This window comes from Gracilibacillus alcaliphilus, from assembly GCF_016909015.1.
Classification (GTDB): domain Bacteria; phylum Bacillota; class Bacilli; order Bacillales; family Amphibacillaceae; genus Gracilibacillus; species Gracilibacillus alcaliphilus.
On record NZ_JAFBFA010000031.1, the window covers coordinates 1 to 26,146 of the forward strand.

General features: G+C 42.6%; 23 protein-coding genes and 1 pseudogene. 5 read left to right on the top strand and 19 right to left on the bottom strand.

Translation table 11 applies throughout. The annotated features are described in order from the left end of the window. A partial coding sequence (locus JOD18_RS18355; protein ID WP_204670580.1) for a hypothetical protein occupies positions 1–308 on the top strand: 308 nt, incomplete at its 5' end. Positions 309–611: 303 nt separating this feature from the next. Here the strand turns inward: JOD18_RS18355 and rlmH are convergent. Further along, the gene (gene rlmH, locus JOD18_RS18365) at positions 612–1,091 is read right to left on the bottom strand and encodes a 23S rRNA (pseudouridine(1915)-N(3))-methyltransferase RlmH (protein ID WP_204670582.1); all 480 of its coding nucleotides are present in this window, start codon (positions 1,089–1,091) and stop codon (positions 612–614) included. Between the two features lie 142 nt (positions 1,092–1,233). Here rlmH and JOD18_RS18370 point away from each other — a divergent pair, with 142 nt between their 5' ends. Continuing rightward, entirely contained in the window at positions 1,234–1,593 is a 360-nt protein-coding gene (locus JOD18_RS18370; RefSeq protein WP_204670583.1) for a Lin0512 family protein, read from the top strand. A gap of 24 nt (positions 1,594–1,617) precedes the next feature. After that, a complete protein-coding gene (gene mgrA / locus JOD18_RS18375; protein ID WP_204670584.1) occupies positions 1,618–2,610 on the top strand; it encodes an L-glyceraldehyde 3-phosphate reductase in 993 nt (330 codons plus the stop codon). 51 nt (positions 2,611–2,661) lie between these two features. Here mgrA and JOD18_RS18380 read toward each other — a convergent pair whose 3' ends face one another. From JOD18_RS18380 to JOD18_RS18460, 17 genes are all read right to left on the bottom strand, one after another. Then, on the bottom strand, positions 2,662–3,840 hold the full coding sequence (locus tag JOD18_RS18380) for a Gfo/Idh/MocA family protein (RefSeq protein ID WP_239588214.1): 1,179 nt from the start codon (positions 3,838–3,840) through the stop codon (positions 2,662–2,664). Further along, complete coding sequence (locus JOD18_RS18385) at positions 3,828–4,796, bottom strand: sugar phosphate isomerase/epimerase family protein (RefSeq protein ID WP_204670585.1); 969 nt, start codon at positions 4,794–4,796, stop codon at positions 3,828–3,830. The genes JOD18_RS18380 and JOD18_RS18385 overlap by 13 nt, the downstream gene beginning before the upstream one ends. A gap of 220 nt (positions 4,797–5,016) precedes the next feature. After that, on the bottom strand, positions 5,017–6,117 hold the full coding sequence (locus JOD18_RS18390) for a Gfo/Idh/MocA family protein (RefSeq protein WP_204670586.1): 1,101 nt from the start codon (positions 6,115–6,117) through the stop codon (positions 5,017–5,019). Positions 6,118–6,139: 22 nt separating this feature from the next. Then, a complete protein-coding gene (locus JOD18_RS18395; protein ID WP_204670587.1) occupies positions 6,140–6,790 on the bottom strand; it encodes a ThuA domain-containing protein in 651 nt (216 codons plus the stop codon). Positions 6,791–6,926: 136 nt separating this feature from the next. After that, positions 6,927–7,580, bottom strand: a complete 654-nt coding sequence (locus JOD18_RS18400; RefSeq protein ID WP_204670588.1) for a YesL family protein — start codon at positions 7,578–7,580, stop codon at positions 6,927–6,929. Positions 7,581–7,634: 54 nt separating this feature from the next. Further along, on the bottom strand, positions 7,635–8,504 hold the full coding sequence (locus JOD18_RS18405; RefSeq protein WP_204670589.1) for a carbohydrate ABC transporter permease: 870 nt from the start codon (positions 8,502–8,504) through the stop codon (positions 7,635–7,637). Between the two features lie 14 nt (positions 8,505–8,518). Beyond that, a complete protein-coding gene (locus JOD18_RS18410; protein ID WP_204670590.1) occupies positions 8,519–9,418 on the bottom strand; it encodes a carbohydrate ABC transporter permease in 900 nt (299 codons plus the stop codon). A gap of 38 nt (positions 9,419–9,456) precedes the next feature. Then, the gene (locus JOD18_RS18415; protein WP_239588215.1) at positions 9,457–10,731 is read right to left on the bottom strand and encodes an ABC transporter substrate-binding protein; all 1,275 of its coding nucleotides are present in this window, start codon (positions 10,729–10,731) and stop codon (positions 9,457–9,459) included. 833 nt (positions 10,732–11,564) lie between these two features. Continuing rightward, positions 11,565–12,521 (bottom strand): mannose-6-phosphate isomerase, class I, encoded by a 957-nt coding sequence (gene manA / locus JOD18_RS18420; protein ID WP_204670591.1) that lies wholly within the window; start codon positions 12,519–12,521, stop codon positions 11,565–11,567. Between the two features lie 338 nt (positions 12,522–12,859). Then, complete coding sequence (locus tag JOD18_RS18425; RefSeq protein ID WP_204670592.1) at positions 12,860–14,089, bottom strand: S1C family serine protease; 1,230 nt, start codon at positions 14,087–14,089, stop codon at positions 12,860–12,862. Between the two features lie 336 nt (positions 14,090–14,425). Continuing rightward, entirely contained in the window at positions 14,426–15,223 is a 798-nt protein-coding gene (locus tag JOD18_RS18430; protein WP_204670593.1) for an MBL fold metallo-hydrolase, read from the bottom strand. Positions 15,224–15,225: 2 nt separating this feature from the next. Then, on the bottom strand, positions 15,226–16,161 hold the full coding sequence (yycI, locus tag JOD18_RS18435) for a two-component system regulatory protein YycI (protein WP_204670594.1): 936 nt from the start codon (positions 16,159–16,161) through the stop codon (positions 15,226–15,228). After that, positions 16,142–17,506 carry a YycH family regulatory protein gene (locus tag JOD18_RS18440; protein ID WP_204670595.1) on the bottom strand — a complete coding sequence of 455 codons (1,365 nt, stop codon included), beginning with the start codon at positions 17,504–17,506 and terminating at the stop codon, positions 16,142–16,144. The genes yycI and JOD18_RS18440 overlap by 20 nt, the downstream gene beginning before the upstream one ends. Next, positions 17,503–19,332, bottom strand: coding sequence for a cell wall metabolism sensor histidine kinase WalK (walK, locus tag JOD18_RS18445; RefSeq protein ID WP_204670596.1), 1,830 nt, complete (start codon positions 19,330–19,332; stop codon positions 17,503–17,505). The genes JOD18_RS18440 and walK overlap by 4 nt, the downstream gene beginning before the upstream one ends. Positions 19,333–19,337: 5 nt before the next feature. Next, positions 19,338–20,042, bottom strand: coding sequence for a response regulator YycF (yycF, locus tag JOD18_RS18450; protein ID WP_204670597.1), 705 nt, complete (start codon positions 20,040–20,042; stop codon positions 19,338–19,340). Positions 20,043–20,354: 312 nt separating this feature from the next. After that, complete coding sequence (locus tag JOD18_RS18455) at positions 20,355–21,758, bottom strand: peptidoglycan DD-metalloendopeptidase family protein (protein WP_204670598.1); 1,404 nt, start codon at positions 21,756–21,758, stop codon at positions 20,355–20,357. Between the two features lie 448 nt (positions 21,759–22,206). Beyond that, positions 22,207–23,121, bottom strand: a complete 915-nt coding sequence (locus JOD18_RS18460) for an SDR family oxidoreductase (protein WP_204670599.1) — start codon at positions 23,119–23,121, stop codon at positions 22,207–22,209. Positions 23,122–23,222: 101 nt separating this feature from the next. Here JOD18_RS18460 and JOD18_RS18465 point away from each other — a divergent pair, with 101 nt between their 5' ends. Both JOD18_RS18465 and JOD18_RS24370 read left to right on the top strand, forming a co-directional pair. Continuing rightward, entirely contained in the window at positions 23,223–23,723 is a 501-nt protein-coding gene (locus tag JOD18_RS18465; protein WP_239588216.1) for a helix-turn-helix transcriptional regulator, read from the top strand. 387 nt (positions 23,724–24,110) lie between these two features. After that, positions 24,111–24,218 (top strand): annotated as a pseudogene (locus JOD18_RS24370) (recombinase family protein); the annotation flags it as partial. A gap of 154 nt (positions 24,219–24,372) precedes the next feature. On the opposite strand, the gene ade reads toward JOD18_RS24370, so the two are convergent. Then, on the bottom strand, positions 24,373–26,139 hold the full coding sequence (gene ade, locus JOD18_RS18470; protein WP_204670600.1) for an adenine deaminase: 1,767 nt from the start codon (positions 26,137–26,139) through the stop codon (positions 24,373–24,375). Positions 26,140–26,146: the final 7 nt, after the last annotated feature.

A 26,146-nucleotide genomic window follows, 5' to 3' on the forward strand; every position in this document is an offset into this window, starting at 1 on the left:
TTGAAACAGCATTTAACTTCCTTATCCCCCCTAACAAACTTTCATCATATAATGTTGATATAGAAGAAATGCTGGGTTCCATTGATCGTATACCCTCCATAATACTTTCTGTTGAAACAGCATTTAACTTCCTTATCCCCCCTAACAAACTTTCATCATATAATGTTGATATAGAAGAAATGCTGGGTTCCATTGATCGTATACCCCTCATAATATTTTCTGTTGGATCAATATTTAACTTTCTTATCCCCCCTAGCAAACTTTCATCATATAATGTTGATATAGCTTGGAAATTGGGTTTTATATAATTTAAATGTTTTATTTCATACCATCTTGAAAAATTAGTAACCGATTCAATAGTAAGAGGAAACATCAGCCCACTTTTAGTTTTTTTTATTCAAATTATGTTTCATTCCTTTCATATGCTTAAGATTGAACCTAAGTTGACAGGTTCATTGTAAAATCTCACCTAGACACCTAAATAGCGCGAATTTATGTATCTAGGTGAGAACTTACACGATAGCCAATAGCGATAATCATTGCGAGATTGTAATGCTTTGTTTTATAAATCTTTCCATCGCTAGCATTTTCATTATTTATCCTGATTACCCTCACTTATGATACGGTTCCCCCTTAACAATCCTAAACCCCCGATAAACCTGCTCCACCAACACCAGCCGCATTAACTGATGCGGAAACGTCATCTTAGAAAACGACAACGCATAATCACTCCGCTCCATCACCTCTTTACTCAATCCCAACGACCCGCCAATCACAAAGGCGATCTTGCTCTTGCCATGGATCATTAAATTCTCTATTTTTTTGGCAAATTTCTCGGAGCTGATCATTTCGCCCATTATTTCCAGGGAAATAACGTAGGTGTCTGGGGAAATTTTCGACAGGATTCGTTCGCCTTCTTTTCGCCTTACCTCCTCTTGTTCGGCTTCACTCATATTCTCTGGCGCCTTCTCATCAGGCAGTTCGATAATCTCCATATTAGCGTAGGCGCTTAGGCGTTTCATATATTCCTGTATACCTTGCTTTAAATATTTCTCTTTTAATTTCCCGACTGCTATAATCGAAATTTTCACGGTGTTTGTCATCCTTCCTGCAACCCTCATACTAACTATTATACCAAATTCTTCATTTTTCGATAAGTCTTTTACAATTGATTTTAGCGCTTTATTCCAGTAATCTATTAAAGAGAGCAGTCATCTGATTGGAGGTGAGCAGATGGAGAAAATCATCTTCATTGAAACAGGAACAGGGATTGATGTACACGGCCAGAATATTACCAAGGCTTGTCAGCGGGCGGTTGAGAATGCGATTCACTATAACTCGATGCCGGGAATCAAAGATTACTTGCCAGAGCAAGATTTACATAATATGAAAGTCAACGTCAAACTGGCGGTACCTACAGATAAAGAACAGGTAGATATCGAACTGGTAAAACAGGAGATTCCCTATGGCACGGTTACGGTCGAGATCATTGACGGCGGGATGGCGACTACCTCTGGTATTATTCTCGAAGAAAAAGATGATAAGAATGACTTGATGTACATCGTCAATGCGGCTGTGGAAGTAGGCTATTAAACCATTTTTTGAGGAGGAATCAGTATGACTTATCAAGCAAGTTCAAATCGTTATGACAGTATGGTATTTAACCGTTGCGGCAATTCTGGTATTCAGTTACCTGCAATTTCTTTTGGTCTGTGGAACAATTTCGGGGATGAGGATACACTGAATAACCAGCGCAGGATGTTAATGAAAGCGTTCGATCTGGGTATTACACACTTTGACCTTGCCAATAATTATGGCCCGCCTGCTGGGGCAGCTGAATCGAATTTCGGACGTATCCTGAAGGAGAGCTTTGCCCACTATCGTGATGAATTAATTATCTCCACGAAGGCTGGTTTTCGTATGTGGGACGGTCCTTATGGCGACTGGGGATCTCGTAAGTATCTGATTTCCAGCTTGGATCAAAGCCTTAAACGCATGGGCTTGGACTATGTTGATATTTTCTATCATCATCGTGCAGATCCAAATACACCTCTGGAAGAAACGATGGGAGCCTTAGATCAAGTAGTACGCCAAGGGAAGGCGCTTTATGTTGGTATTTCTAACTATGATGCCGAACAAACTCAGCAGGCTGCGGAAATCTTGCAGAAGCAGGGGACACCGTTTATTATTCATCAGGCAGCCTATTCGATGCTGGATCGTAAGGTGGAAGAAGGATTAAGCGATGTTTTAGTGGACAATGGGGTTGGCTGTATTGCCTATGTGCCGTTAGCACAAGGGCTGTTGACTAATAAATATTTAAATGGGATTCCTAAGGATTCTCGTGCGGCAAAAGAGTTTATCCCATTCCTTAATGAGCGGGATATTACGTCTGATAAGCTACAGAAGCTTAAGGTGCTTAATGAAGTGGCTTTTGAGCGTGGACAGTCGCTTGCACAGATGGCGCTTGCTTGGGTGCTGCAGGAAAAATCCGTTGTCTCTGCCTTGATCGGTGCCAGCCGTGTCAGCCAGATTGAAGAGAATGTAAAGGCATTGGATAATCTCGAGTTTAGTGAGGACGAATTAAAGGCGATTAATAATATTTTGAAGTAATCAACACAGAGAAGGCAGTACGCTAGCTATCAGCGTCTGCCTTCCTTTACTCTATTCTAGCTCCTGCTCAATCGTCACCCATGACTTCGCTTCGGCTGATTTCTCAACAGCGTCCAGCAATATTTGATTTCTTACACCATCCTCAAAATCCGGTTTCGGCTGATAATCCTCGGCAATCGCACGGAAAAATTCATCAACTAGATTGATAAAGGTATGCTCATAGCCGATAATATGCCCTGCTGGCCAATAAGCACCGGCATAAGGGTGAACTTCCTCTGTACAATTAATCAGGTGGAAGCCTTGTTCTCCTGGTGCATCATCGCTTAGATAGAGCTCCAGGTTATTCATATCTTCCATATCCCAGCGGATCGAGCCTTTTTCACCGTTGATCTCAAATTTGTTCTTATTGCGGTTACCATTGGCAAAGCGAGTTGCTTCGAATGTACCTAAGGCGCCGTTTTCAAAGCGGGCAATAATTGCCACAGCATCGTCAACCGTTACTTCGCCTTTTTGGTCGGAACTGCCTTTGGCGCTTAAACCGCCGGACATTTCGCCTAGTGGGCGTTCTTTAATAAAAGTTTCCATCGTGCTGGTTAATTCGGTAAACTCGCCGATTAAGAAGCGGGCCAAGTCTAAGCTATGTGCGCCGATATCGCCTAAGGCGCCGGATCCAGCAATTTCCTTCTTGAGGCGCCAGACTAATGGAAAGTCGGGATCGATAATAAAGTCTTGTAAATAGTTGGCGCGATAATGGAATACCCGTCCGATTTTGCCTTGATCAATTAATTGTTTGGCAAATTGAATCGCAGGGGCAAAGCGGTAATTATGGCAGATCATATGCTTAACTCCGCTTGCTTTGGCGGCCTGATACATCTCTTTGGCGTCCTCCACTGTTAAGGCCAGTGGTTTTTCAATAATAATATGTTTACCTGCCTTGATTGCGGCAAGGGCAATCTCCTTATGGGTGTGATTTGGTGTGACGATATCAATCACATCAATATCATCGCGTTCAATCACTTTACGCCAGTCTGTTTCATAGGCTTCAAAACCAAATCTTTCTTGTGCCTCTTTGACAGCCTCCTCATCCCGGCCTGCAATTACTTTTAGCTCCGGCTTTAACGGAGTGTCAAAGTAAAACGGCAGATCACGGTAGGCATGGCTGTGTGCCTTGCCCATAAACTGATAACCGATCATTCCGATACGAATCGGCTTTTGCTTTACGCCCACCATACATCACCTACTTTCTCTTTAATTAAGGCTTCTTGCAATAGATCGACGGCTTTCTGGAAGCCTTCTTCAACTGACATTAAGCTGTCTTCATGCTCAATGCTGACGGCGCCTTCATAGCCAACCAGCTGCAGGGCACTGATAATTCGTTTCCACTCTTCGATGCCATGGCCAAAACCGACTGTACGGAAAATCCATGAACGGTTTAATTCATCGGTATATGGCTTGGTATCAAGGACACCATTTGCTTCGGTATTCTGCTTGTCGATCGCGGTATCTTTGGCATGGAAGTGGAATAGTGCTCCTTCTCTACCTAATTCCTTAATACTGACAACAGGGTCCATCTGCTGCCAGAACAGGTGGCTTGGGTCAAAGTTAACACCGATTTGCTCGCCGCACGCTCGTCTCAGCTTTAAGGCTGTTTCATTGTTATAGACGACAAATCCCGGATGCGGTTCAATCGCTACACGTACATTATGTTTTGCCAAAAAGTCATTCTGCTCTTTCCAATATGGAATCACCCGCTCCTGCCACTGCCATGCTAAAATCTCAGGATGGTCTTCCGGCCATGCCGCCGTAACCCAAACTGGATATTTGGAATGTTCTGATTCTCCCGGACAGCCGGAAAAGGTAACCACGGTATCTACGCCCAGCTTCTCTGCCAGCAATACCGTTTGTTCAAATTGATGGTGATGCTGTTGTGAAATTTCCGGATTCGGGTGAATCGGGTTTCCATGACAGCTGAGTGCACTGATCGTTAAACCGCGGGAATCAATTGCCTGTTTAAAGGCGTTCAGCTTTGCCTCATCCGCTAACAGCTCTTCTGGGTTACAATGGGCATCGCCCGGATAACCGCCAGTACCGATTTCTACCGCTTCTAATCCGGCTTGCTGTACAGTGTCTAACGCATCTTCCAATGGTTTGTCTCCAAACAATACAAGAAATGTTCCTAATTTCATGCTTATCATCCTGCCTTTCTGATTTTATTAAAAATGTAAAACTAGTTTCACTGACCATCCCAGCGGATGGACGTTTTCTTTTATCCCGGTGCAATCGTCCGTAACTCCCCACTTCCAGACTTGGAGCTAGATCGAACCAGTCTCAGTGGGGGTTAACGGACGCTAACACCCGATAAGTCTCGCTACCCATCAGTGGGGCCCCATTGATGGCAGTCTCACTTTATTTAAAATCTATTTCATTAAAGCCTATCGGCAGTGCCTCTGGTTTCGCACAACGGCTGACGGTTTCATAATGTCTGCCGGATTGGGAGGATTCATGAATACCATGCATAATATCGAGGACATGGTAAGCAAGTTCGCCGTCAATCCGTGATTTCCGGCTGGTTAAAATCGCATCGGCCATTTCGGCAACACCTAAACCGCGGCTGTTGTCGGCAAAGCCTTGTAAGAGCGGAATCTCGCTCCATTCGGCACTGTCTTTTCTGCGGACATAGACGGGACCGCCGAATGTATTAGGGTCCGGCACCATAAGACTGCCCTCGGTTCCGTATATTTCGATATTTGGCAGATGGTGATGCCATGTATCAAAACTGGTAATAATCGAACACACGGCACCTGACTCAAAATCCAGCACCCCGTTAATCTGGGTCGGGGTTTCGACGGTTATTGTTTCGCCATACTTCGGTTCGCTGGTAATGGTTCGCTCGGAATAGGTAGTCTGTGCTGAACCTGTTACTCGTTTAATCGGCCCCATTAAGGCAATCAGCGCCGTTAAATAATACGGTCCCATATCAAACATCGGCCCGCCGCCTTTTTTATAATAAAAGGCTGGATCTGGGTGCCACCGTTCATGGCCGGGAACCATCATAAAGGCTGTTGCGGAAACAGGCTTTCCGATCCAGCCGTCTTCAATCAGCCGCTGACATGTCTGAATCCCGGCGCCTAAAAAGGTGTCCGGGGCATTGCCGACATAGAGCCCTTGCTGTTTGGCAAACTCCAGTATGCGCTGACCTTCTTCCCTTTCGACGGCTAGCGGCTTCTCTCCATAGACATGCTTGCCATTCTCTAGTGCCTTGATGGCAATCTCTGCATGAACGGCAGGTATCGTTAAGTTGATCACTAAATCAATCTCTGGATCCTGTAATAATTCATCGGTGGTATAGGCCTTGGGAATATCGAATTCCTCGGCCCGCTCCTGTGCTCTTTCCAGCAGTAAATCTGCCACCGCTTCAATCGTATAATTGCTAAAGCGTTGATTATTTTCTAAGTAAATTTTGCTGATATTGCCGCAGCCGACAATACCGACTTTCAGCTGTTCCATTCTTCGCCATCTCCTCTATTCATTATCTGCTTGCCCATACCATTCCTTTTTTCATTAGTTCGAGCACCTCTGGCATTCTTACAACCTCGGCAACATGTCCTAAGGAACAGTAATAGACCTTGCCTTTGCCCCATTTCTTCGTCCATACAACCGGCATATCCACTTCACCATTGGCCTGATAAGGGCCTTCTGCGTTAGGAAAACGTGTAGTGGCATGAACGTTAACTGCGGGATCGACATGCATATAATATTGTTCCGAAACAACGGTAAAGTCGGACATCCCTTCTGTTAATGGATGGTCTGGATCAAGGATATGCACCTGGTATTCCACCCCGTCATTTCCCGGGTGTGCCACCCATTGTCCGCCAACCATAAATTGATAATCTACTTCCATCCGGAAGGAATCTCCCATCCCGCCGTGTAAACCAGCCAATCCTGTACCGGCTGCAACTGCCTTCAACAATGGCTGTAATTGTTCCTGTTCAATCGTTCCCTGTGTCCAGTTCGGTACAATTAAATCATACTGGGTTAGATCGTCTTGACGCAGTGTATCTAATGAATCGGTAATCTTCACATCAAAATCTGCCTCTTTCAGCAATCCTCCCAATATATCAGCTACCTCTTCTGGCTCGTGACCGTCCCATCCTCCTTGAAAAATTAATGCCTTTTTCATAGAATCACCTTCTCTTTTTTTGTTATCTATCAAACGGTGTAAGCCGTCCGCTACTAACGGCGACCTATAACACCCTGATAAGCTTTATTAGACCTCCATGGGGAGTCTCACCCCTGGAGGCAAAGTCTTGTTTTCATTAGGCTCTTTCCATACGCTCGGCGGTATCTGTCTGCTGCTGTGCATATTCGATATTTTTGAAGGCACGATAGCCAAACCACATCAGGTTCAGGCCGAACAAGCTGACACACAGTAACGGTATTAAGCCGGAGAAGAACCAATAGAGGCAGAACACCGCCACCCCTCCCAACACCATCATTATCGTGATCGGGAGCTGGGAAAGACCGATAATCAATGCATATTTAAAATATTGGAATATCGAAACATTAAAATGTACATACACCGAGAAAAAGTACAGCAGAACAACAAAATACAAAACACCGAGACAAAGCGTAATGCCCAGCAGCAGCTGGAATACGATATGAGAGGACTCCTTTAAAAAGATAATGTCCACTCGTAACACAAAGCCGATCACCAGCAATATCAATCCACATAGATTGGAGCGGATAAACTCCTGCCGGAAATACTGCCAAAAGGCAGGAAATACGGCAAAATCCTCATTTCCATTGATCCACTGGCGCAATATTGCAAACAGGCTGACCGTCGCTGGCATTACTCCAAACACAACCAGTCCCAGCACAGTAAAAAGCAGCCATAAGATATTGAGATAAACCAGCCGGATCACCCACACACCGGCTTGGTAAAATACATTCATCAAACCATTTAATTGCATATCACATCATACCCTTTTCGATAGAGTAAGTTCTGCTGGGGAGAAAAATCCCCTCTAGCCTTTGACAGCACCGATCGCTACACTGCCGATAATTCGTTTTGAGAAAATCGCAAATACAATAATGATCGGCAGGACAGATAAGGCAACCCCCAGATACTGCACCCCGTAGTTGGTACCGTAATAGCCCTGCAGCAGCTGTACCAGCAGTGGCAGCGGGTATTTCTCATTTGAGAATAACAGCACCAATGGGCCGATAAAGTTGTTCCAGGAGCCGATAAAGGCGAAAATACCAAGTGCAGCTAAGGCAGGTGCCAGCATGGGCAGGATAATCCGGTTAAAGGTCTTAAATTCGCCGGCTCCGTCTACTCTGGCAGACTCAATTACTTCATTCGGTATCGTGCCGTCAATAAATTGTTTGACAAAAAAGACGGCAAAGGCATTGGCGGCAGCCGGTAAAATTAAGGCCAAATGGGTATCCAGCAGATTCAGCATGTACATAATCCGGAATGTCCCAACCAGACCTAACTGCTGGGGAACCATCATCGTTGCCAGCACAAACCAAAACAATACTTTATTTCCCCTGAACTTATATTTAGCAAACCCATAGGCATTGAGGGCTCCGAAATAAAGTGTTAAAGCCGTGGAACAGCCTGCAATAATAAAGCTGTTTAAGAACCCCCGCCAGATGTTAATATTCTCGGTCATGTACTGATAATTATCGGCCAATGCCTGCCCCGGCAGAATAATAAACTTGGAGGCAATATCGGCATTGGTATGTGTACCGTACACGATCATGATATAGAAAGGCACAATACAAATTAGCGCCAACAGAATCAACAGAATATGGATAATAATATGACTTGGTTTTACTTTCTTCGCTATCTTTTTCTCTTGTTGGATGGTTTCGGTTTTTACTTGAGACATAATCCGAGCCTCCCTTAATTTTGTTCGTTCTTCGTCCGCATGTTCATCATCGTGAAAGACAGAATGGAGAAGATGACAATAACAATAAATAAGCCAAAGGCAATTGCCGATCCATAACCATATTGATAACGTGTAAATGCCGTATCATATAAATACATGACACTGGTCAATGTCGCATTATCAGGCTGTCCAGAGCCGTTTGTTAACGTATATGGCTGATCGAAAATCTGCATACCGCCAATAATCGAGGTCACGACTTGGAACAAAATGATCGGCTTCAGCAAAGGCAAGGTAATACTGAAGAATACTCTTACCTTGGAAGCGCCGTCAATTTCTGCCGCTTCTAGCAAATCTCTTGAAATCCCTTGGAGACCGGCGATATAAATAATCATCGAATAGCCGAAATACTGCCAGAACAGAATCGAAGATACTAAGCCCCTCATAAAGTATGGCTTATCTGTCCAATGAACAGGATCATTAATAATGCCTAACCCCATCAGAAACTGATTGAAGCTTCCCGCTTGCCAGCTGAAGATTAAGGCTACTAATAATCCTAATGAGGCTGCCGTTACGATATTCGGAAAGAAAAAGACAGCCCGGAAAATACTTTTCCCTTTGACAAACTTTTCGTGCAGAACTACTGCTAATACCAAGCTGACCGTCAGCTGTGGAATAACCGAAACAATCCAGATTGCTAACGTATTAAACAGGGTCTTCCAGAAGAAAAAGTCGCCAAACAGTCTCAGATAATTCTCCAGACCGACACTGGCTGGAGTTGTGAAACCATCCCAATCGGTGAAACTTAAATAAAAGGAATACAAAATTGGATATAACCCAAACACAAGAAATATAATGAAAAACGGTGCGATAAAAAGATAACCGTAATTATCTTTTTGCAATGTCTTGGAAAACATCTTTTTTCCTCCTCCGCAGTATAGAATAAGGCAAGATTTTATTCATCTACTTCAATTTCCGGAAAATAATTACCGACTTCTGTCTTAAATGCTTGAATCATATCTTCTTTTGTTTGTAGTCTGCCGTTTAAATAATCATTTACTTTCTCGTCCCATATGCTGTTGATATCATTGTCATAGGGTGTTTGCGGGGCAGAAGGCACTTCTTCACCTGCCTCATTAAAGAATTCAAAGTATTTCTGGCCACCCAAAAAGTCAGAGGTTAACTCGTCGGCTAGTTCGATATTAATCTCTTGATTACTTAAAAAATACTGCTCACTCTCTGCTAAGTCTTTAAGAAAGTCTCTATCAGTGGTGTAAAATTTCATAAATTCCCACGCGATGTCTTTGTTCTCGCTGCCATTATACATAGCTAAGAAGGTACCGCCGCCGCTAAAGGCCTTTGGTCCATGGGCTAAACCCCATTCACCCGATGTATCCGGGGCATTGCTTTCAAAGATATGCGGAAGACCCCATGTCGGCTGGGGATAGAACATCACCGTTCCCTGCTGCATCGAAGCTGTCCAGGCAGGGCCCCAAGAGTCATAATCGGCAATTACCCTTCGCTCTCTGGCCTCTTTAGCAAGGTCTACAACATTCTCTCTGACCGGGTCAATCACTAGCTTCTCATCCACTACCCATGGTTCGTCGATACTCGAACCTTCTACCGTGCCAATATCATTCCAGTTTGATAAGGCATGAACTTGGCCATCGCTTTCCTCTAATACCCGTTCACCTATATCCATTATTTTGTCCCAGCTGGAGATATGCTGTGCTACTTCTTCCGGGTCATCTGTTCCCAAGTATTCTTGTGTCAGGTCACGGCGATAGAAGAAACCTCCCGGAGTCCCTTGATATCCTAATCCTCTTACAACGCCATCCTCGTCTTTCTCCTCCTCTTGAATATATGGATACTGTTGTTCCAGTATTTCACCAGCATTATAAGGTGCTTGTGATAAATTTTCCAATCTTGGGATTTGTCTAATCTGAGGCCAATAACTTCTTTCAACAAAAAACACATCTGGCACGTTTTTTTCTACCTGCAGCACAGAAATTAGTTTTTGTACATAGTTATCATTGGTTATAAAAAGGAGGTCTACATCAATCTCTGGGTGTCTTTCTTGAAACTTCTCCACGGCATAATTTGCTTCGTCCGTGAAGGTCCAAATTCTCAGTTGTTTCTTCTCCTCGGCCGATGAAGATGAACAGCCGGCAAGTATAACCATTAGAGTTAGAAGTGTTAGAAAACTAAATAAAGCATACTTTTTTGTCATTTTCACTCCACCTTTTTGATTTTTATCACAGTGCTGACCATCTGTAAGCTCCTGTCTCTAAGTACAAGAAGAGTGGCATATCCTGATGAATTAAACATTTTCTCCTATCCATAAGAAAGGAATTTCCCTTTTAAGTAGACATCTTGCATTCTCCCAAAACCATATCTCAGCTCCTTTCTTCTCATAAAATCAAGAACCTTGGTAAACGCTTACAAATAAACTTATATAAATCAATATTTTCATATCCTATCTTGAGATCTACTTATGTGATTGCACACTTACTTTGTTCATTCGATAAACTTACTTTGACAAGTTTATCCTAATTTATAAACCTTGTCAAGTGAAATTGAAGACTTTATTTTGATTTCGAAATACCACTGACAAAACCTCCTTTCAATGGAGCTTGTACTTTTTCTAGTAATATATGTTGTTTTTTACTTATTATTAATGAATCTTTTATCATTATTTCTTCAGCAGATATCAGTGATTCTTATTCGGTTGGTAATAAAAGAAGAGAACTGACTAGTGCTCGTCCTAGCGAAAACATTAGCGAAGGCCGACCGTTTCGACTCCGGAGGGATTCACATGATCTGAAGATCCTTTTGCAAAGTGTTCTTCTTGGCAAAAGTTAGCTGAAGAGCATGCCCCTCGGCGGGTTAAAAACGCGGCGTCCTGCCGCAACACCTGCACTAGTAAGTCCTGTACGTCGAAAAACGAAACGGGCAGCCGCAGCGATTGCCTTACTCTCCATCTTAAATAAAATCGGGGACAGATCCTTGTGATGGATCTGTCCCCGATTATTATGATAATAATAAATAAGTTCGATACTGCAATTACGTATGAGAAACGATAAACTCAGCGTTCCCCTTTACTTCAAACTGGTCAATGGTTGCCGGAATAATAAAGTGATCGCCTTTTTTGATCTCGTTGGCGATACCATTGGTAACCACAGTACCATTCCCTTCTATCACACTTACTTGCAAAAAGTCTGCCTTGCGTTCTAGTGCAGCTTCTCCATCTAAATCCCAATGATAGACTGTAAAATATTGCTCTTCGACTAATTTTTTCTCTGTTAGTCCATGGTGCTTTGTCACTTGTTCATTTAAGACAGGTGTTTCATGTGGAACAGTCGTTACTTCCTTCGCTTGCTGTAAATGCAATTCACGGGTATTCCCCTGATCATCAGTACGGTCATAGTCATAGACACGGTAGGTAATATCAGAGCTTTGCTGTGTCTCCAGGATAACAATTCCTTTTCCAATCGCATGGATCGTACCGCTTGGTACATAAATGAAATCCCCTGCCTGTACTTTCACCTTGCGAAGCAATTGATCCCATTCACCTTGATCAATCCATTGTTCCAGCTGTTCACGAGTTTGAGCATGGTGGCCCACAATTAATTCGGCGTCTTCTTCTGCACTTACGACATACCAGCATTCTGTTTTACCGTAAGCTTCATTCGCAACTTCTCTGGCATATTGATCATCTGGATGAACTTGCACAGATAAATTATCATTGGCATCCAATATTTTTATCAACAGTGGATAAGCTTCTTGGTTATCCACAGATTTGTTAAATAATTCTCCATGATGGCTCCAAGCTGTTAATAACGATTCACCTTTCAGTTCTCCATTATTAATTTTGCTCGGCCCATTTTCGTGTGCAGATATCGCCCATGCCTCTCCTGTATGCTTATAAGGAATAGTATAGCGAAACTCCGTGTGGAGCTTCTCTCCGCCCCATATTCTTTCTTTAAAAATCGGCTGTAAAAAAATTGGCTCTGTGTACATAAAAATAAGCTCTCCCTTATTATCTAGTCTATTAAAAGATACTATGTTATCCTGTCAAAATCAACAGGTTCAGCTTGCCTTTATCTTGTAGTTATCCACAAAGTTATGTGAACAGCCTGTGGTTTATCGAATTATACACATGTTAATATCTATTTGAGACAGGTTATTCACAAAGTTATCCACATACTCACATTTTTTGTACGTATCTCGTATCGGAATTTACGTTCTCCACCAGATATAGTAGATCCACTTTACAAATATCCACAATATGTGCATAACTATTTTAAAATGTGGACAACCATGAAAATATGCTTGTCCACACGTTGAAACATTGTTTTTTAATTATTTGGTATTGCCGTTAATTGGACAGTTACTTCTTCCAGCTCTCCATCTCGATAATAACTGATCGTTAAGGCGTCGCCTACCGATTTATCGGAATAGAGGTGCTGACGCAGATCGACTACATCCTCGATTGGATTACCGTCTAACTCTACAATTACATCATAAGCGCGAATACCGCCTGTGTCAGCTGGTGAGCCCGGTTCCACACTGCGTACATAAATACCGCCTTCCACCGACCGCGGCAGATTTAAACTTCGGCGCCATTCAATCTGAGAAACCTCTTCTAAGGAGTAAGCCTCTACACCAAGGTAAGCCCTTGTTACTTCTCCATTTTGTTCTAATTCCTCCATGACTGGGATAGCGTCATCAATTGGTATGGCAAAGCCAATCCCTTCTACGGCAGACTGAGCAATTTTCATCGAGTTAATGCCAATAAGCTGACCTTCCATATTCAAAAGCGCACCACCGCTGTTACCAGGGTTAATCGCTGCATCTGTCTGGATAACTTCGGACTGCCAATCGGCTCGGCCGTCCATATCAAAGTCTTGGGGAATCGTGCGCTGTTTTCCGCTGATAATCCCTTGGGTAACGGAACCAGATAAATGCATACCGAGCGGATTACCTATCGCTATCGCCGGTTCCCCAACATGAACATCACTGGAACTTCCAAATTCAATCGCACTGCTGGCATGTTGTGCATCCATTTCCAACACGGCCAGATCAGTATATAGATCACTGCCGACAATACTGGCCTCGACCCTTGTTTCGTCTGAAAGCACCACTTCTACTTGATCCGCTCCTTGAATTACATGGTCATTGGTTACTATATAAGCCGTATCACCCTCGATCTTATAAATAACCCCTGAGCCTGTTCCTTCTTCCCCGTCACCATTCTGTTCCCAGAGATTAAATTGATTCTGAATATTGATAACGCCGACCACGGTTGGCGCTACCTCTTGGACAATATCCGTAACCGCCGTCGAAATATCAACCTGCACTTGCCGTACATCTCCTGGAACGGTCTGCTGTTCTGAAGACTCATTTGCAGTAGAGGCACCTTGTTCGCCTGTAATAATCGTATAAGGCAGGAGATTATTATTCACTAAAGATGGTAAAAGTACGGCAAATAGAAAGGCACCAAGGACAATGCCCACAATAAACGGCATCAGCCATCTTGTTCGCCTTGGCCTTGACGGGGGTGGAGAGTGATCATCATAATAGCCCATTGCATCACCTTCTATCTCGTTTATTTAAGAGGTTTTCAAAAAGTCATCAAATGATAAGCGGCGAATCTCCTTGTTGGCTTGCTCACGTATCTAAATGCCACACGTTCGGCACTCGCAACTTCACCGCCTCGACCTTCTTGCTTTTCATTTGGCAAGTTTTTGAACATCCATTTTAAAGAATCCACTACAATAGATTAGCACAAAAGCCTGTCTCACAAATGAACATGATCCAGCCGGTCTGTTGGCGGAAAGCAAATCGAGGGCACCAGCAGACCAAGACTACCAGATTCTTTACACCTATGTAGAGCAGCGTTTATGGTGTGGTTAAGATGGGATTTACACCACTTCGTAAAGAGGGGTCGGCACTTTTGGATCGGTGTCATGTAAAGTAAAATCCATGCCGACGGTAAAACCATAATCATGCAGCCCATTCTCAACGGACATTCTCGCCAGATCCTTCATGTTATTATCTTTGCTTAAATGTGCCAAATAAATACGTTTTGTTTGATTATCAATAATATCCTTCAGCGCAAGGGCGCAGTCATCATTTGAAACATGACCGCTGTCGCCAAGAATACGGCGTTTGACACTCCACGGATAACGCCCCATCCGTAACATCTCCACATCATGGTTCGCTTCAAATATCAAAGCATCAGCCGCTTCTACTGTTTTTTTAATACGTTCAGAAACATAGCCCAGATCAGTCACCAAGGCCACCTTCTTCCCATTATGATGAAAACTGTAGAACATGGGATCTGCCGCATCATGGGAAACAGCAAATGATTCCACATCGATATCACCAAACGTCTGGGTCTCTTCCCTATTAAAAATAAACTTTTGCTCTGATTCAATTCTGCCTAAGGCATGTTCCATCGCCTTCCATGTTTTTTCATTGGCATAGATCGGCAGATCATACTTCCTGGCAAAGATACCAAGCCCCTTAATATGATCGCTGTGCTCATGTGTCACCAGAATACGTGACAGGCTGTTTGGATCTACATTAATCTCCTTAAAAAGCCGTGTCATTTCCTTACCGCTCAAACCAGCATCAACTAGGATCTTCTCTTTCTCGGTGCCTATATAAAAAGCATTCCCCGTACTGCCGGAAGCTAGTACACTAAATTGCATTGTCATCTTTACTCCACTCCATTAAGTTCTGTAAATTGATTGATCAAATCTTCGATAAAATCCTCCACCTGTTCTCTATCCCACGAGTCATTTACTGCTTCGATATCTGCTCCGCTTCGATCAGTGAAATATTGATCTGCTGTTGTTCGCATTTCTTCAATAAACTCAGAAGTATTCCTTGTCGTGACATGGCTCTCAATAGCATTCACATAAAAATAGTCCTTCTCATTAATCTCAAACTCCCACGTTGGAGCAAGCACCTGCACACCATTCGGTAAAGGCAGCAAGTTATGGTAGCCTAATTGCACTTCACTTGTAATTTCATCCCCAGAACTAATATAGCTTCCGCTAAAATATAAACCACTGAGTTCATCAAACGGCTGGTTGATTTCTTCTTCTTCTGGCTGTTCTTCTGCCTTAATCAGACTAGTTTGCAGATAATTTACTAACTCGCCCTGCCCATTCTCCTGCACCAAGATCACCGCACTATAGTTAAAATAGATCGGGCGCTCGATCGTTTGAAAGAAAATATGGGTATTCGTTTCTTCATTCTTGCCGAAGTATTCATACTCAGAAAAGCTCCAAATATAGCTTGCAACCGCCTCTGGATTCTCTTCCAAGTCCAGGTCTAGCGGATCATTGAACATCGAGACAATCATATTACCTTCAATCACAATACTTGATTGTTCCGGTAAAGCTGCAATTTCTTCCAAATCCGCTGCACTTAATTCCCTTCTTTCAGCATAGAGCATTGCCTCTTGGGCCGGAGGATTCTCGGGCAAGTTAGACAATCCATTTACATTATTACGGACATCATCTTCCCGAGGGAATTCCTCTGTATACTCATAATCTGTTTTCGGGTTATTAATAAAATGATGCAAGAGGAAAATATCCAAAATAAGAAAACAGAGAATGAATAAGGTTTTAATTTGACCCCACTGCATTTGGATTCCCTCCTTGGTTTACCGGCTTTGTCTCACGTGTGACATACTCCCAGCCACTATATGTTTCAATACACCAAGTCGGAATTAAATCGAATATCTGCCCGCCAGGCTGCTGCTCTAATTTATAACCGATCTGGATATCTAATATATCTTCCCAGTTGAATTGATCTGATTGATCCAGATATTTCACCAGCTGTTTGCCTGTCATTAAGTCGGTCGGCGCTCGATCGTAGGATAACGTCAACTTCATCAATGGCCGATTATATTGGTAAACATTCTGGTTCTGATACGTTACACTCATACTAGACAGTCCTTGCGATGAGAAGATTGGATAATTCTCATGAATTAAACGAAATTCCACCGAACTGGTCACATCATTTAATCTGGACAAGCGGTAATTCATGTCTTGCTCGACCAGCCACCCATTATGCGAGTTAATATATTCCACCGAATTGTTTAACAAATAATCGGCATAGCTGCCTTCTATATCATCTTCTAAATCAGTTTGGCTGTCTGGAATCGAAAAGTTGTTATATTCCATCGCATAGCCATTTACATTCACCTCGCGCTGTCCGTCACTAAAGACTTGACCGCTCTCATCGTTTGGCGAGCTGGCAATAGAAGAAGGATTACGGAAAAAGATATTCAAAAAATTCGTAGAGCTGGCATTAATCGTCTCATAGCGGTATTTTCGTCCTTGAATATCCGTTTCCTCCGGTATATAAACCGTACGGTCGCTGTAGATGGTCTTGGTTAAATATTCCGTTAAAGAATGATTGTCGCGCTTCTCGGCAAAGAAATCAATGATTTGATTCATGTTATGCACACCCGCCCAGATGTCAATGCCATCTGGGTTACCATCATCAAAAATAATTTGATGATCTGTCTGCTCCTCATCCAAGATAATGTATACCCGCTTAAACTTACCATCAAAACGCATCGTATCATCTGTAGAAAAGATTTCATTAATCAACGAAAACGGCATACTGGCAGGAAAAACGATTTCAATCACCTGGTTATAATTCTCTTTTTGGAAAGCTGTTTCCTCTGACATAATCTGAAAATCATATAAATTCCAAGTAGTTAGTTCCGTAAAGATATCTTGTTCTACATGCTTATCAACAAAACCGAAAGGAGCATCCCCATCATGAATAATGAGCTGAGAAGGCTGAATCAGATCCCGCTTGGTTGCATCTGTTCCGTCCAGCTGAGCCTCAGCGGCTAAATCACGACTGGCTGTTTCATAATCACCTTGATACGTCCATAACCCTAGAGTTAACAACAGACTCAATCCAACTAAGAAAACAAGTAATATCGTTTTTAGAAATTCAATATTAAATTTCATCGGTTATTACCTCGCTTTCTGTTCGGTAAAGGCAACGTGAAATATACAGTCGTTCCTTTACCCTCTTGACTGGTAGCCCAAATCTTCCCGTGGTGTGCATCAATTATTTCCTTGGAAATAGCCAAACCTAATCCAGTTCCGCCTAATTCACGTGAACGAGCCTTATCTGCCCGATAGAAACGATCAAAGATTTTATCTACTTTTTCACGCGGAATTCCTAAACCTTGGTCACTGATACTTACTCTGACTTGATGGTATCCTTTTACTGCTTGGAAAGTAATTGTTCCGCCTTCTGGCGAGTATTTAATCGCATTGGATATAATATTATCCATCACCTGTGTAATCTTATCCTGATCCATCCACACATAGATTTGTTCATCTGAGATTTTTCGCTCAAAATGAATCGTATCTCCCGTATTCATTTCAAAACGGTCTAAAACAAGATGGAAGACAGGAGTGATATCGATAATCTTCTTATACATGACTTTCTCTTTATGATCCATCTTCGATAATTGCAGTAAATCATTAACCAGACGGATCATTCGCTCTGTCTCATTCTGTGTCACCTGTAAGAACTTAGGTGCAAGCTCCTTATCCCCTAATGCGCCGCCATCTGTCAATGCTTCCAAATAACTGCGCATCGTGGTTAACGGCGTGCGCAATTCATGGGATACATTAGAGACAAATTCCTTTCGTTCACGTTCGACTTTCTCTTGCTCAGTCACATCACTAATCACAGTAATTAACCCGCCGAACTTGCCCTCTTCGTCTTGTACGACAGAAAAGTTTGCCTTAATCAGGAACAGTTCCTCATCATCACTAAAATCAATTGTAACGGAACCCGTTTCTTCTAATTCTTCAACATCAATCGCTGTTTTATCTTCTATTTGCAGGACATCTACCAGCAATTTGCCCTTGGCTTCATATAAGGACATACCAATCAACTGGGTGGCAGGAGCATTCATCAAGGTAATCCGGCCGTGCTCGTCCGCAGCGATAACACCATCTGACATATTGGAAAGCACGGAGCTAAGCTTACGCCGTTCTTCTTCTGTCGTTTGGTTTGCCAGCTTTAATCTGTCATTCATATCATTGAAGGTTGAGGCAAGCTGGCCGATCTCATCCTGACCATAGACATTTACCTTTCTGGAAAAATCACCGCGCGCCATCCCCATGGCCTGCTTCCGCATTTCAGTAATTGGCTTGGTGATCGACCTTGCCACCAGCATACCGAGAATAATCGAGATAACAATCGCCAGAATCGTTCCATTTAGGAAAATTTGGTTAATTTCTTGCAGCTGATTATACACTTCCTCCACCGATGCCTCGGCATAGACAGCCCCAACTGACACATCTCCATCCATAATCGGCAGTGTCCGCACCAATACACGATCTGAACTATGTGTATTTCTGCGGATATCTTCATCAGGATACCCATATAATAAGGCACCGCGAATGCTGTTATTGCCAGATGTCTTCTTACCAATCATATCTGACTGGTTGGCACCTAGAACACGAAACTGCGAGTCAATCACCTGCAGATTGGAAAAAATCTCACTCGAATAACGCGAGGTAATATAGCGCACCTCTTCGGCCAGTGTCATGTCCTCAGATTCCTCTGAGCGTTCTTTGCGAAAGGCCTCTTCCAGATTAGTTACTAATACTTGAAGGCGCTCCTCTACAGTCTGTTTATGATTCTCTAATAGGTTGTCCTCTAATTTCTGGCCAAAATAGGCACCAATTACCTGGATCGCTAATAAGATAAACAAGGTTAAAATGACAATAATTTTTAAACGGATCGATTGAAAAAAACTAACCGTGTTCATCCAATTTACTCCTGTTCAGGGTTCCGCAAGTAATAGCCTACACCTCTTCTAGTTACAATCCATAATGGATTACTAGGGTTATCTTCAATCTTTTCCCTTAGACGCCGAACGGTCACATCAACCGTTCGAACATCCCCGTAATAATCATAACCCCACACGGTCTCCAATAAGTGCTCACGGGTCATTACCTGGCCGATATGACGTGCCAAATAATGTAATAATTCGAATTCGCGGTGGGTCAATTCGATATACTCGCCCTCTCTTGTTACCGTATAGGCATCAGGGTGAATCACCAGTGAACCAATCTCAATATCACTTGTATCGCGCTTCTGATTAGCCGGTTCAGCCTGCAGTCTGCGCAAATTCGCCTTCACTCTAGCAATTAACTCTCGATTACTAAAAGGTTTAGTCACATAGTCATCTGCCCCCAGCTCCAGCCCTAGTACCTTATCAATCTCAGCATCTTTGGCTGTCAGCATAATAATTGGCATACTATGTGTCTTACGGATTTCGCGGCAAACTTCATTCCCATCTTTATTCGGCAGCATGATATCTAATAATACGAGATCCGGATCTTCTGACGTCGCAAGTGCGATTGCCTCATCCCCATCATGTGCCATCAAGACATCGTATCCTTCCTTCTCTAAATTAAATTTCAATATATCTGCAATTGGCTTTTCATCGTCTACTACTAATATTTTCTGACTCATCCAAGCACGTCCTTTTTTCTATAAATTTATTCTTTGTTCCTATTCTAACCGAAAATGCTGTAAATGTCTTATTCCTTCTATTGTATGAAGTGTCTATTTTTGCAATATCAGCGGGATCGATCTTTATTTTTCTAATAAAGCGAGACTTATCAAGTCTGTTCTTCACTAAGAAAGAGAGCTGTACCTCTTGACCCAATCTATACTGGTAAAAAACCCTTGCTACGTTTCGGTAACAAGGGTTTGATCTAGGCTGCAACAAACTGGCATTCTATCTAGCGACAGAGGTTTTACATCCGTCTCTTACTATCTAGTTTAAAGGATTTCAGCTGGATTTACCAATGATCCGTTTTTATATACTTCAAAGTGTAAATGTACACCAGTAGAATCACCGGTAGATCCCATGACACCGATCTTCTGCCCCTGTTCCACTACTTGTCCAGGAGAGACATTAATGGATTCCATATGGGCATAAATAGTGCGGTAGCCGTTATTATGCTCAATCACGATTTTATTGCCATAACCGCCATCATTCCAGCCCGCAGAGATAACCGTGCCATTATCGGCAGCCAAAATGGATCGGTCACTTACACCAGCAATATCAATTCCTTTATGCTGTTTACCCCAGCGTTCCCCCATATGACTGGTAATCGTGCCGCCAACTGCCGGCCAGGCAAGATCTCCTGTACCTTGAGCAGAAACGACTTTGGTTCCTTTGATAATGACCTTATCGGTCGGCTTCTTGATTACTTGCTTATCCGTTACTTCTTGGTTGGTTTCTTTACCATTAATGGTTGTTGTTTGATATGTTTTTTCGATTTTTCCTTGCTTGCCTTCTTGCTTTACCTCTTCTTCGCCTTTATACAGCTTGTCCGATTCCTTCGTTTTGGTCTTGAAGTCTAGTTTCTCTTCTTTTAATTCTGCTTCGATAACCTTCACTTCTACATATGGTTCATATACGGTTACCTGTAGCTCATCCCCGGCTTTAATCACAGAATCTTCATCCAGATCTGGATTGAGGCTTAATAACTTATCAGTGGACAGATCGTACTGATCTGCAATAGCGCCTAATACTTCGCCATCCTTGACAACATGTGTCTTTTCCTCCAACGCCCCTTTCTTAAGCAGGCTCAGGCCTTCTTCTACCGTAAGGATTTCTTTATCCGGAACTTTTTTCTCAGAAGTTGAAACCTTTTCTGTTAGAGATACGTCTATAATAGCAGATTCCCCTTTGGATAATGGCTCGGCATCAGCTGAGCTGTTATCGATTTTTTTTAATATATCTTTATCGACATACTGCTCTTTATACCGCTGCAGCACTTCTTCTGCCTCCTCTTGATTAGCAAAATAACCGATGGTCTGGTTATTAATCGTGAGGGCGGTCGCCTCTGCTTGTAACGTTAATTCTTTATCTAACTGATCCAATACGGCCTGCTGGTCCACTTCCGGAGTAAACACCGTCTCGGTGATATAGTCTACATCTTCCGCGAAGGAATAGGTATATGAATGCTGTTCCTCTTGTTCGGCAATCTTATTGTCTATATAGGCTTCCACTGTTTCTTTATCTTGTATGACTCCCAGATGTTTATCATCCACATATACGTGATATACTTCCTTTAATTTGAGCTCATCCGCAAATACGGCTTGTGCTGACAGACCTGCAGCTACAATGGCTGTAACCGTTAAGCCTTTTACGAACTTCCCCAGTCTTGCTTGCATGGTATACTTCCTCCTGTACTCCCTGATTGGCTGAATGCTTTTTCTATATATATTCAACGAATTATCTCTATTTCAAAATAAAATTTTCCTCCACTAATCTATCATAAAAAGAGTGGGAAAAAGGATTTTTAATCAGATTGTAATCAAAATGTAGTACAGTTGAAAAAACAAAGCCTGGTTTCGTGGGGATTTTTTGATAAACAAAAAAGAGGCTGTTGCACAATGATGTCACTTTGACCGATAATTTGCGCTGATTTTAAGTGTTACTTTGCACATTCAACTTAAAAAAACCAGCTATCTCCACATAAGGAGATTAGCTGGGCTTCTTAATATTTACATCCAATCTTTTATAGAACAATTCGAATCTTCCTAGTAAAAAATTGTTGAACACTGATAAACTTAACCATCGATGCTACTCTCAAATAGTCTAATATAGTATGTGAGTTTTTTAACGATAACCGGTAGCATCTGCTTGCTTGCCAGCATCCTGCACTTCTACGGCATAACGCCAACAATCAGGCTGAGAACCATCTAGATCAGTGAAACCATAGATTTGTGCAAGCTTTCCGCTTGACAGAGATTGACCGTTCCAACATGAGACTTCGGGATCTCCAGCAAGGGCTGCAACAGCTCGCCCCACATAACGTGGCGTTTCCGAGATGACGAAATGAGGTTCCTTCTCAGTAGCGTCATGCCAGTTTTCTTCTTTGACACCATAATGATCGAGCATGATTTCGGATCGCATCCAGCCTGGGGTTAAGGAGACAGCTGTGCAATGATGCTGTTCTAATTCGTGAGCGAGCCCTTCTGCTATACGGATGACTGAGCTTTTAGCTAGATCATAAAACATTGATGAGCGATAGTTCTCATTATTATACTCTTTTGTGCCATCGGTCATTTCTATGACAAGTCCACCCTCGTTTTTGATGAGCAAAGGTAATGCGTAATGGCTCGTAATCAAATGAGTATCAATCGCTAAACGAAGCATTCTTAAGCCATTTTCAAGCGAATGCTCCCATACTCTCGTATTCCACCAGTCAACAAGATATTCACCTCCCCAAATATCATTTACAAGTATATCTAACCTTCCATGTTCTTTCTCAATTCTTTCAATTAAGGACTGTACTTGTTCATGAATAAGATGGTCAACTTGAACAGCAATTCCGATTCCACCTAAGTTATTTACTAGATCAGCTGTTTCTTCAATAGTTTCATGGCGCCCGTATTCAGAAATCTCGTGTCGTGTCGTACGCCCAGTGATATAGACAGTAGCTCCTGCGGCACCTAACTCCATAGCAATACCACGGCCGGCTCCTCTTGTTCCACCAGCTACCAAAGCTACTTTTCCCTTTAAAGATTTCATTTTTATCTACCTCCCATTTGTAATATCTATAGTATAATCTATAATGATGACACCTTATGTCATATTAAGCCTATTAAAATATTTTTGTTAGGTGGTTATCCATGCGGGCAGACAGACTTATTAGCATAATATTGTTGTTACAAAATAACGAAAAATTAACAACCAAAGCATTGGCGAATGAATTGGAAGTGACCGAACGTACCATTCATCGGGACATGGAAGCCTTGAGCAGAACAGGAATTCCAGTTTTCGCAAAGCGTGGAAAAAATGGAGGCTGGTCTTTACTGGAAGGCTATCGAACAAATATAACAGGTTTAAAAGATAATGAAATTAAGTCTTTGTTTATTTCACCATCACCCCGGTTACTAAATGACCTAGGTTTAACAACCGATTGGAATAAAGCACGTCAAAAACTTATTGCTTCTATTCCACGTTTCTTGCAGAAAAATGCCAATGTTGTTTGGAATCGAATTCATGTTGATACGAGTACATGGAGACAGTCAACTGAAAAGATTGAGTTTTTTAAAATTCTACAACAAGCAATTTGGAGTGAAAGAAAACTACAAATGAAATATAAACGGGCAGGGTCGTTCATCCTATAACTTTAAGACAAAATATTTATGATATGGCAAGAGCTTTAGTGAATTTTTATGAGCAAGATAATTTTTAGTTGATATTGAAATAGATGTACACTGATCCATACCCAAGATTTCTAGGAAAGTATTTAGAATGCTGTGATGAGATCCTAAAAGTTCCTGCTTTGTTCAACAATCTGAACCGTATTCTGAACAAAGTTAAAAAGCACACATTTGATTATTTGTTCCAAAACTCGTCCTTTTCTGAACACGCTCCTTTTTAATTCATAAGGGGCGTTTTTTACCGTTTGTAATGTGACAAAACTCCGTCCATCAATCTATGTTCATTAACTATATATTTAACATCTTATGTTTCAATGAAATCAAAGGGAAAATGAGGAAAGAGTGATTTTGGTGTTAATTGGATATGCACGTGTATCAACAGGATTACAATTAACGCAACATGGTTGTACAAAAATTTTCCACGATAAAATAAGTGGAACAAAAAAACAACGTCCCGGATAGAAAAACTTGGCTTATCGCCAAGTCTTTATGGCGAAAGCCTTCGTTTTACTTATACTATAATCCATATATTTTTATACTCCCTTTCCTAGGGTGCAAAAAAACTGCCACAAAATGCAACATGTACATTTTGCAACAGCCCCTCTTATCTATCTTATTCCTCGATAAATAATGGTAAGAATTCCTGTGTAGCCACATCTACTAAACCTAAATCAGATAAACGGATCTCCGGAATAACGGTTAAGGTTAGCGAAGAAAATGCCATAGCTGGCGAGCGTCGTCCTACTTGTACTCCCATCTCCTTAGCCACTTCACAGAACTGGTCAACCTTTACAGCAAGGCTCTCAATTGGTTCTGGAGACATAAGTCCGGCAAGCGGTAATTCGATTTGGGCACGCACCTCACCATTTTCAACAAGGCATAACCCGCCGCCAATCGCTTGCACTTGTTTCACAGCAGCCAGCATATCAGCTGCATTGGTGCCTGCAACGACTAAGTTATGACTGTCATGTGCCACTGTGGTGGCATAGGCTCCATTGCGCAAGCCTGAATTTTTTAAGACGCCAACAAAAGGTTTGCTGTTTTGTCCGTGTCTTCCTATCACTGTTACAAACACATAATCTGCTGGCAGGGAGGCAATGACACCGTCCTGTACGGTTAATTCGAGCTCACCCTTTGCCGTTGTACCGTTCTTGCGCATCTCCATGGTTTGCAGCTTTACCTTGCCAGAGCCAGCCGGTGCTGTAATCACAAAATCTTGCTCGGTTAAGTCTGGGATATTAACTGTATTTCTCAATATAGGTGCCACATCACTGGAGATTTCTTCCTTCAGTATACCATTACACACTTGCTGTTTACCGGCCACAAATACATCTTGCACATCCATGGCCTCCAATGAACCAACTAAAGAGAAGTCTGCCCGGAAACCTGCGGCAATCGCCCCGCGGTCACGCAAACCATAGCGAACGGCTCCATTTAGAGAGGCATAACGAATGGCCAGTGGAGCTGGAATGCCTTCTTCAATACAGCGGCGTACCACGCGGTTCATTTGTCCGTTTTTCAACATATCACTCGGTTCAACATCATCCGTACACATAGCAATATTGCTGACATGAGGAACCTCTCTCCAAGCCTCTGTCGCAATATCAGCAAACTGGCTGATACTGGACTCCCGAATATAGATCAGCATGCCGGCACGTAATTTTTCTAAGATTTCATCAGCTGAACGGCTCTCATGATCTGTATCTACACCAGCAGCCAGATAAGCAGCCAAATCAGATCCATATACCCTTGGCAGATGCCCCTCATTTCTTACACCTGCATTCAGGCCTTTCTGGACGATCCCTGCCATTCTCGGACTTTGATTAATCACACCGACATAATCCATCAATTCTGCAATCCCAACCACATTTGGCAGTTTCAGCATCGCTTCCACATCTTCTGGATGAAATTCCGCTCCTGCCGTTTCCATTCCCGGCACTGCTGGTACACAAGATGGAATTGTTGTAAGGATTTCTACCGGCAAGTCTTTGCTGGCATCAATCATATATTGGACACCTTCTGCCCCCATCACATTTCCGATTTCATGCGGATCAATTACCGCTACAGTGGTACCGTGACGAAGTACTGCCCGTGCAAACATATCAGGGGTAATCATCGTGCTCTCGATATGTACATGACAATCAATCAGTCCTGGGATGGCATATCTGCCGCTTCCTTCTATTTCTTCTTTTCCTGTTATAGAAAAAGCAGGTTTGCCGTCTCGATAAGCGGCTACCGCTGCAAAGCGATCCTCTTTTACCCCGATATCTGCCTGATAGATTTCTGCGGTGAAGACATTGACGAGCTGGACATTACGAATAACCAGATCCATCGGCTCGTCGCCTCTGGCAGCCGCTACAATATGTTTCCTTTCATACATGCTAACT

Excerpts from the sequence above, each read along its gene's own strand:
- JOD18_RS18455 (WP_204670598.1), bottom strand. The coding sequence starts at position 21,758 with ATGCAAGCAAGACTGGGGAAGTTCGTAAAAGGCTTAACGGTTACAGCC.
- JOD18_RS18395 (WP_204670587.1), bottom strand. The coding sequence starts at position 6,790 with ATGAAAAAGGCATTAATTTTTCAAGGAGGATGGGACGGTCACGAGCCA.
- JOD18_RS18410 (WP_204670590.1), bottom strand. The coding sequence starts at position 9,418 with ATGTTTTCCAAGACATTGCAAAAAGATAATTACGGTTATCTTTTTATC.
- JOD18_RS18380 (WP_239588214.1), bottom strand. The coding sequence starts at position 3,840 with ATGGTGGGCGTAAAGCAAAAGCCGATTCGTATCGGAATGATCGGTTAT.
- JOD18_RS18400 (WP_204670588.1), bottom strand. The coding sequence starts at position 7,580 with ATGCAATTAAATGGTTTGATGAATGTATTTTACCAAGCCGGTGTGTGG.
- walK (WP_204670596.1), bottom strand. The coding sequence starts at position 19,332 with ATGAACACGGTTAGTTTTTTTCAATCGATCCGTTTAAAAATTATTGTC.
- ade (WP_204670600.1), bottom strand. The coding sequence starts at position 26,139 with ATGTATGAAAGGAAACATATTGTAGCGGCTGCCAGAGGCGACGAGCCG.
- JOD18_RS18440 (WP_204670595.1), bottom strand. The coding sequence starts at position 17,506 with ATGAAATTTAATATTGAATTTCTAAAAACGATATTACTTGTTTTCTTA.
- yycI (WP_204670594.1), bottom strand. The coding sequence starts at position 16,161 with ATGCAGTGGGGTCAAATTAAAACCTTATTCATTCTCTGTTTTCTTATT.
- JOD18_RS18465 (WP_239588216.1), top strand. The coding sequence starts at position 23,223 with ATGCGGGCAGACAGACTTATTAGCATAATATTGTTGTTACAAAATAAC.
- JOD18_RS18415 (WP_239588215.1), bottom strand. The coding sequence starts at position 10,731 with ATGACAAAAAAGTATGCTTTATTTAGTTTTCTAACACTTCTAACTCTA.
- JOD18_RS18425 (WP_204670592.1), bottom strand. The coding sequence starts at position 14,089 with ATGGGCTATTATGATGATCACTCTCCACCCCCGTCAAGGCCAAGGCGA.
- JOD18_RS18370 (WP_204670583.1), top strand. The coding sequence starts at position 1,234 with ATGGAGAAAATCATCTTCATTGAAACAGGAACAGGGATTGATGTACAC.
- JOD18_RS18460 (WP_204670599.1), bottom strand. The coding sequence starts at position 23,121 with ATGAAATCTTTAAAGGGAAAAGTAGCTTTGGTAGCTGGTGGAACAAGA.
- mgrA (WP_204670584.1), top strand. The coding sequence starts at position 1,618 with ATGACTTATCAAGCAAGTTCAAATCGTTATGACAGTATGGTATTTAAC.
- manA (WP_204670591.1), bottom strand. The coding sequence starts at position 12,521 with ATGTACACAGAGCCAATTTTTTTACAGCCGATTTTTAAAGAAAGAATA.
- JOD18_RS18385 (WP_204670585.1), bottom strand. The coding sequence starts at position 4,796 with ATGAAATTAGGAACATTTCTTGTATTGTTTGGAGACAAACCATTGGAA.
- JOD18_RS18390 (WP_204670586.1), bottom strand. The coding sequence starts at position 6,117 with ATGGAACAGCTGAAAGTCGGTATTGTCGGCTGCGGCAATATCAGCAAA.
- JOD18_RS18405 (WP_204670589.1), bottom strand. The coding sequence starts at position 8,504 with ATGTCTCAAGTAAAAACCGAAACCATCCAACAAGAGAAAAAGATAGCG.
- JOD18_RS18430 (WP_204670593.1), bottom strand. The coding sequence starts at position 15,223 with ATGACAATGCAATTTAGTGTACTAGCTTCCGGCAGTACGGGGAATGCT.
- yycF (WP_204670597.1), bottom strand. The coding sequence starts at position 20,042 with ATGAGTCAGAAAATATTAGTAGTAGACGATGAAAAGCCAATTGCAGAT.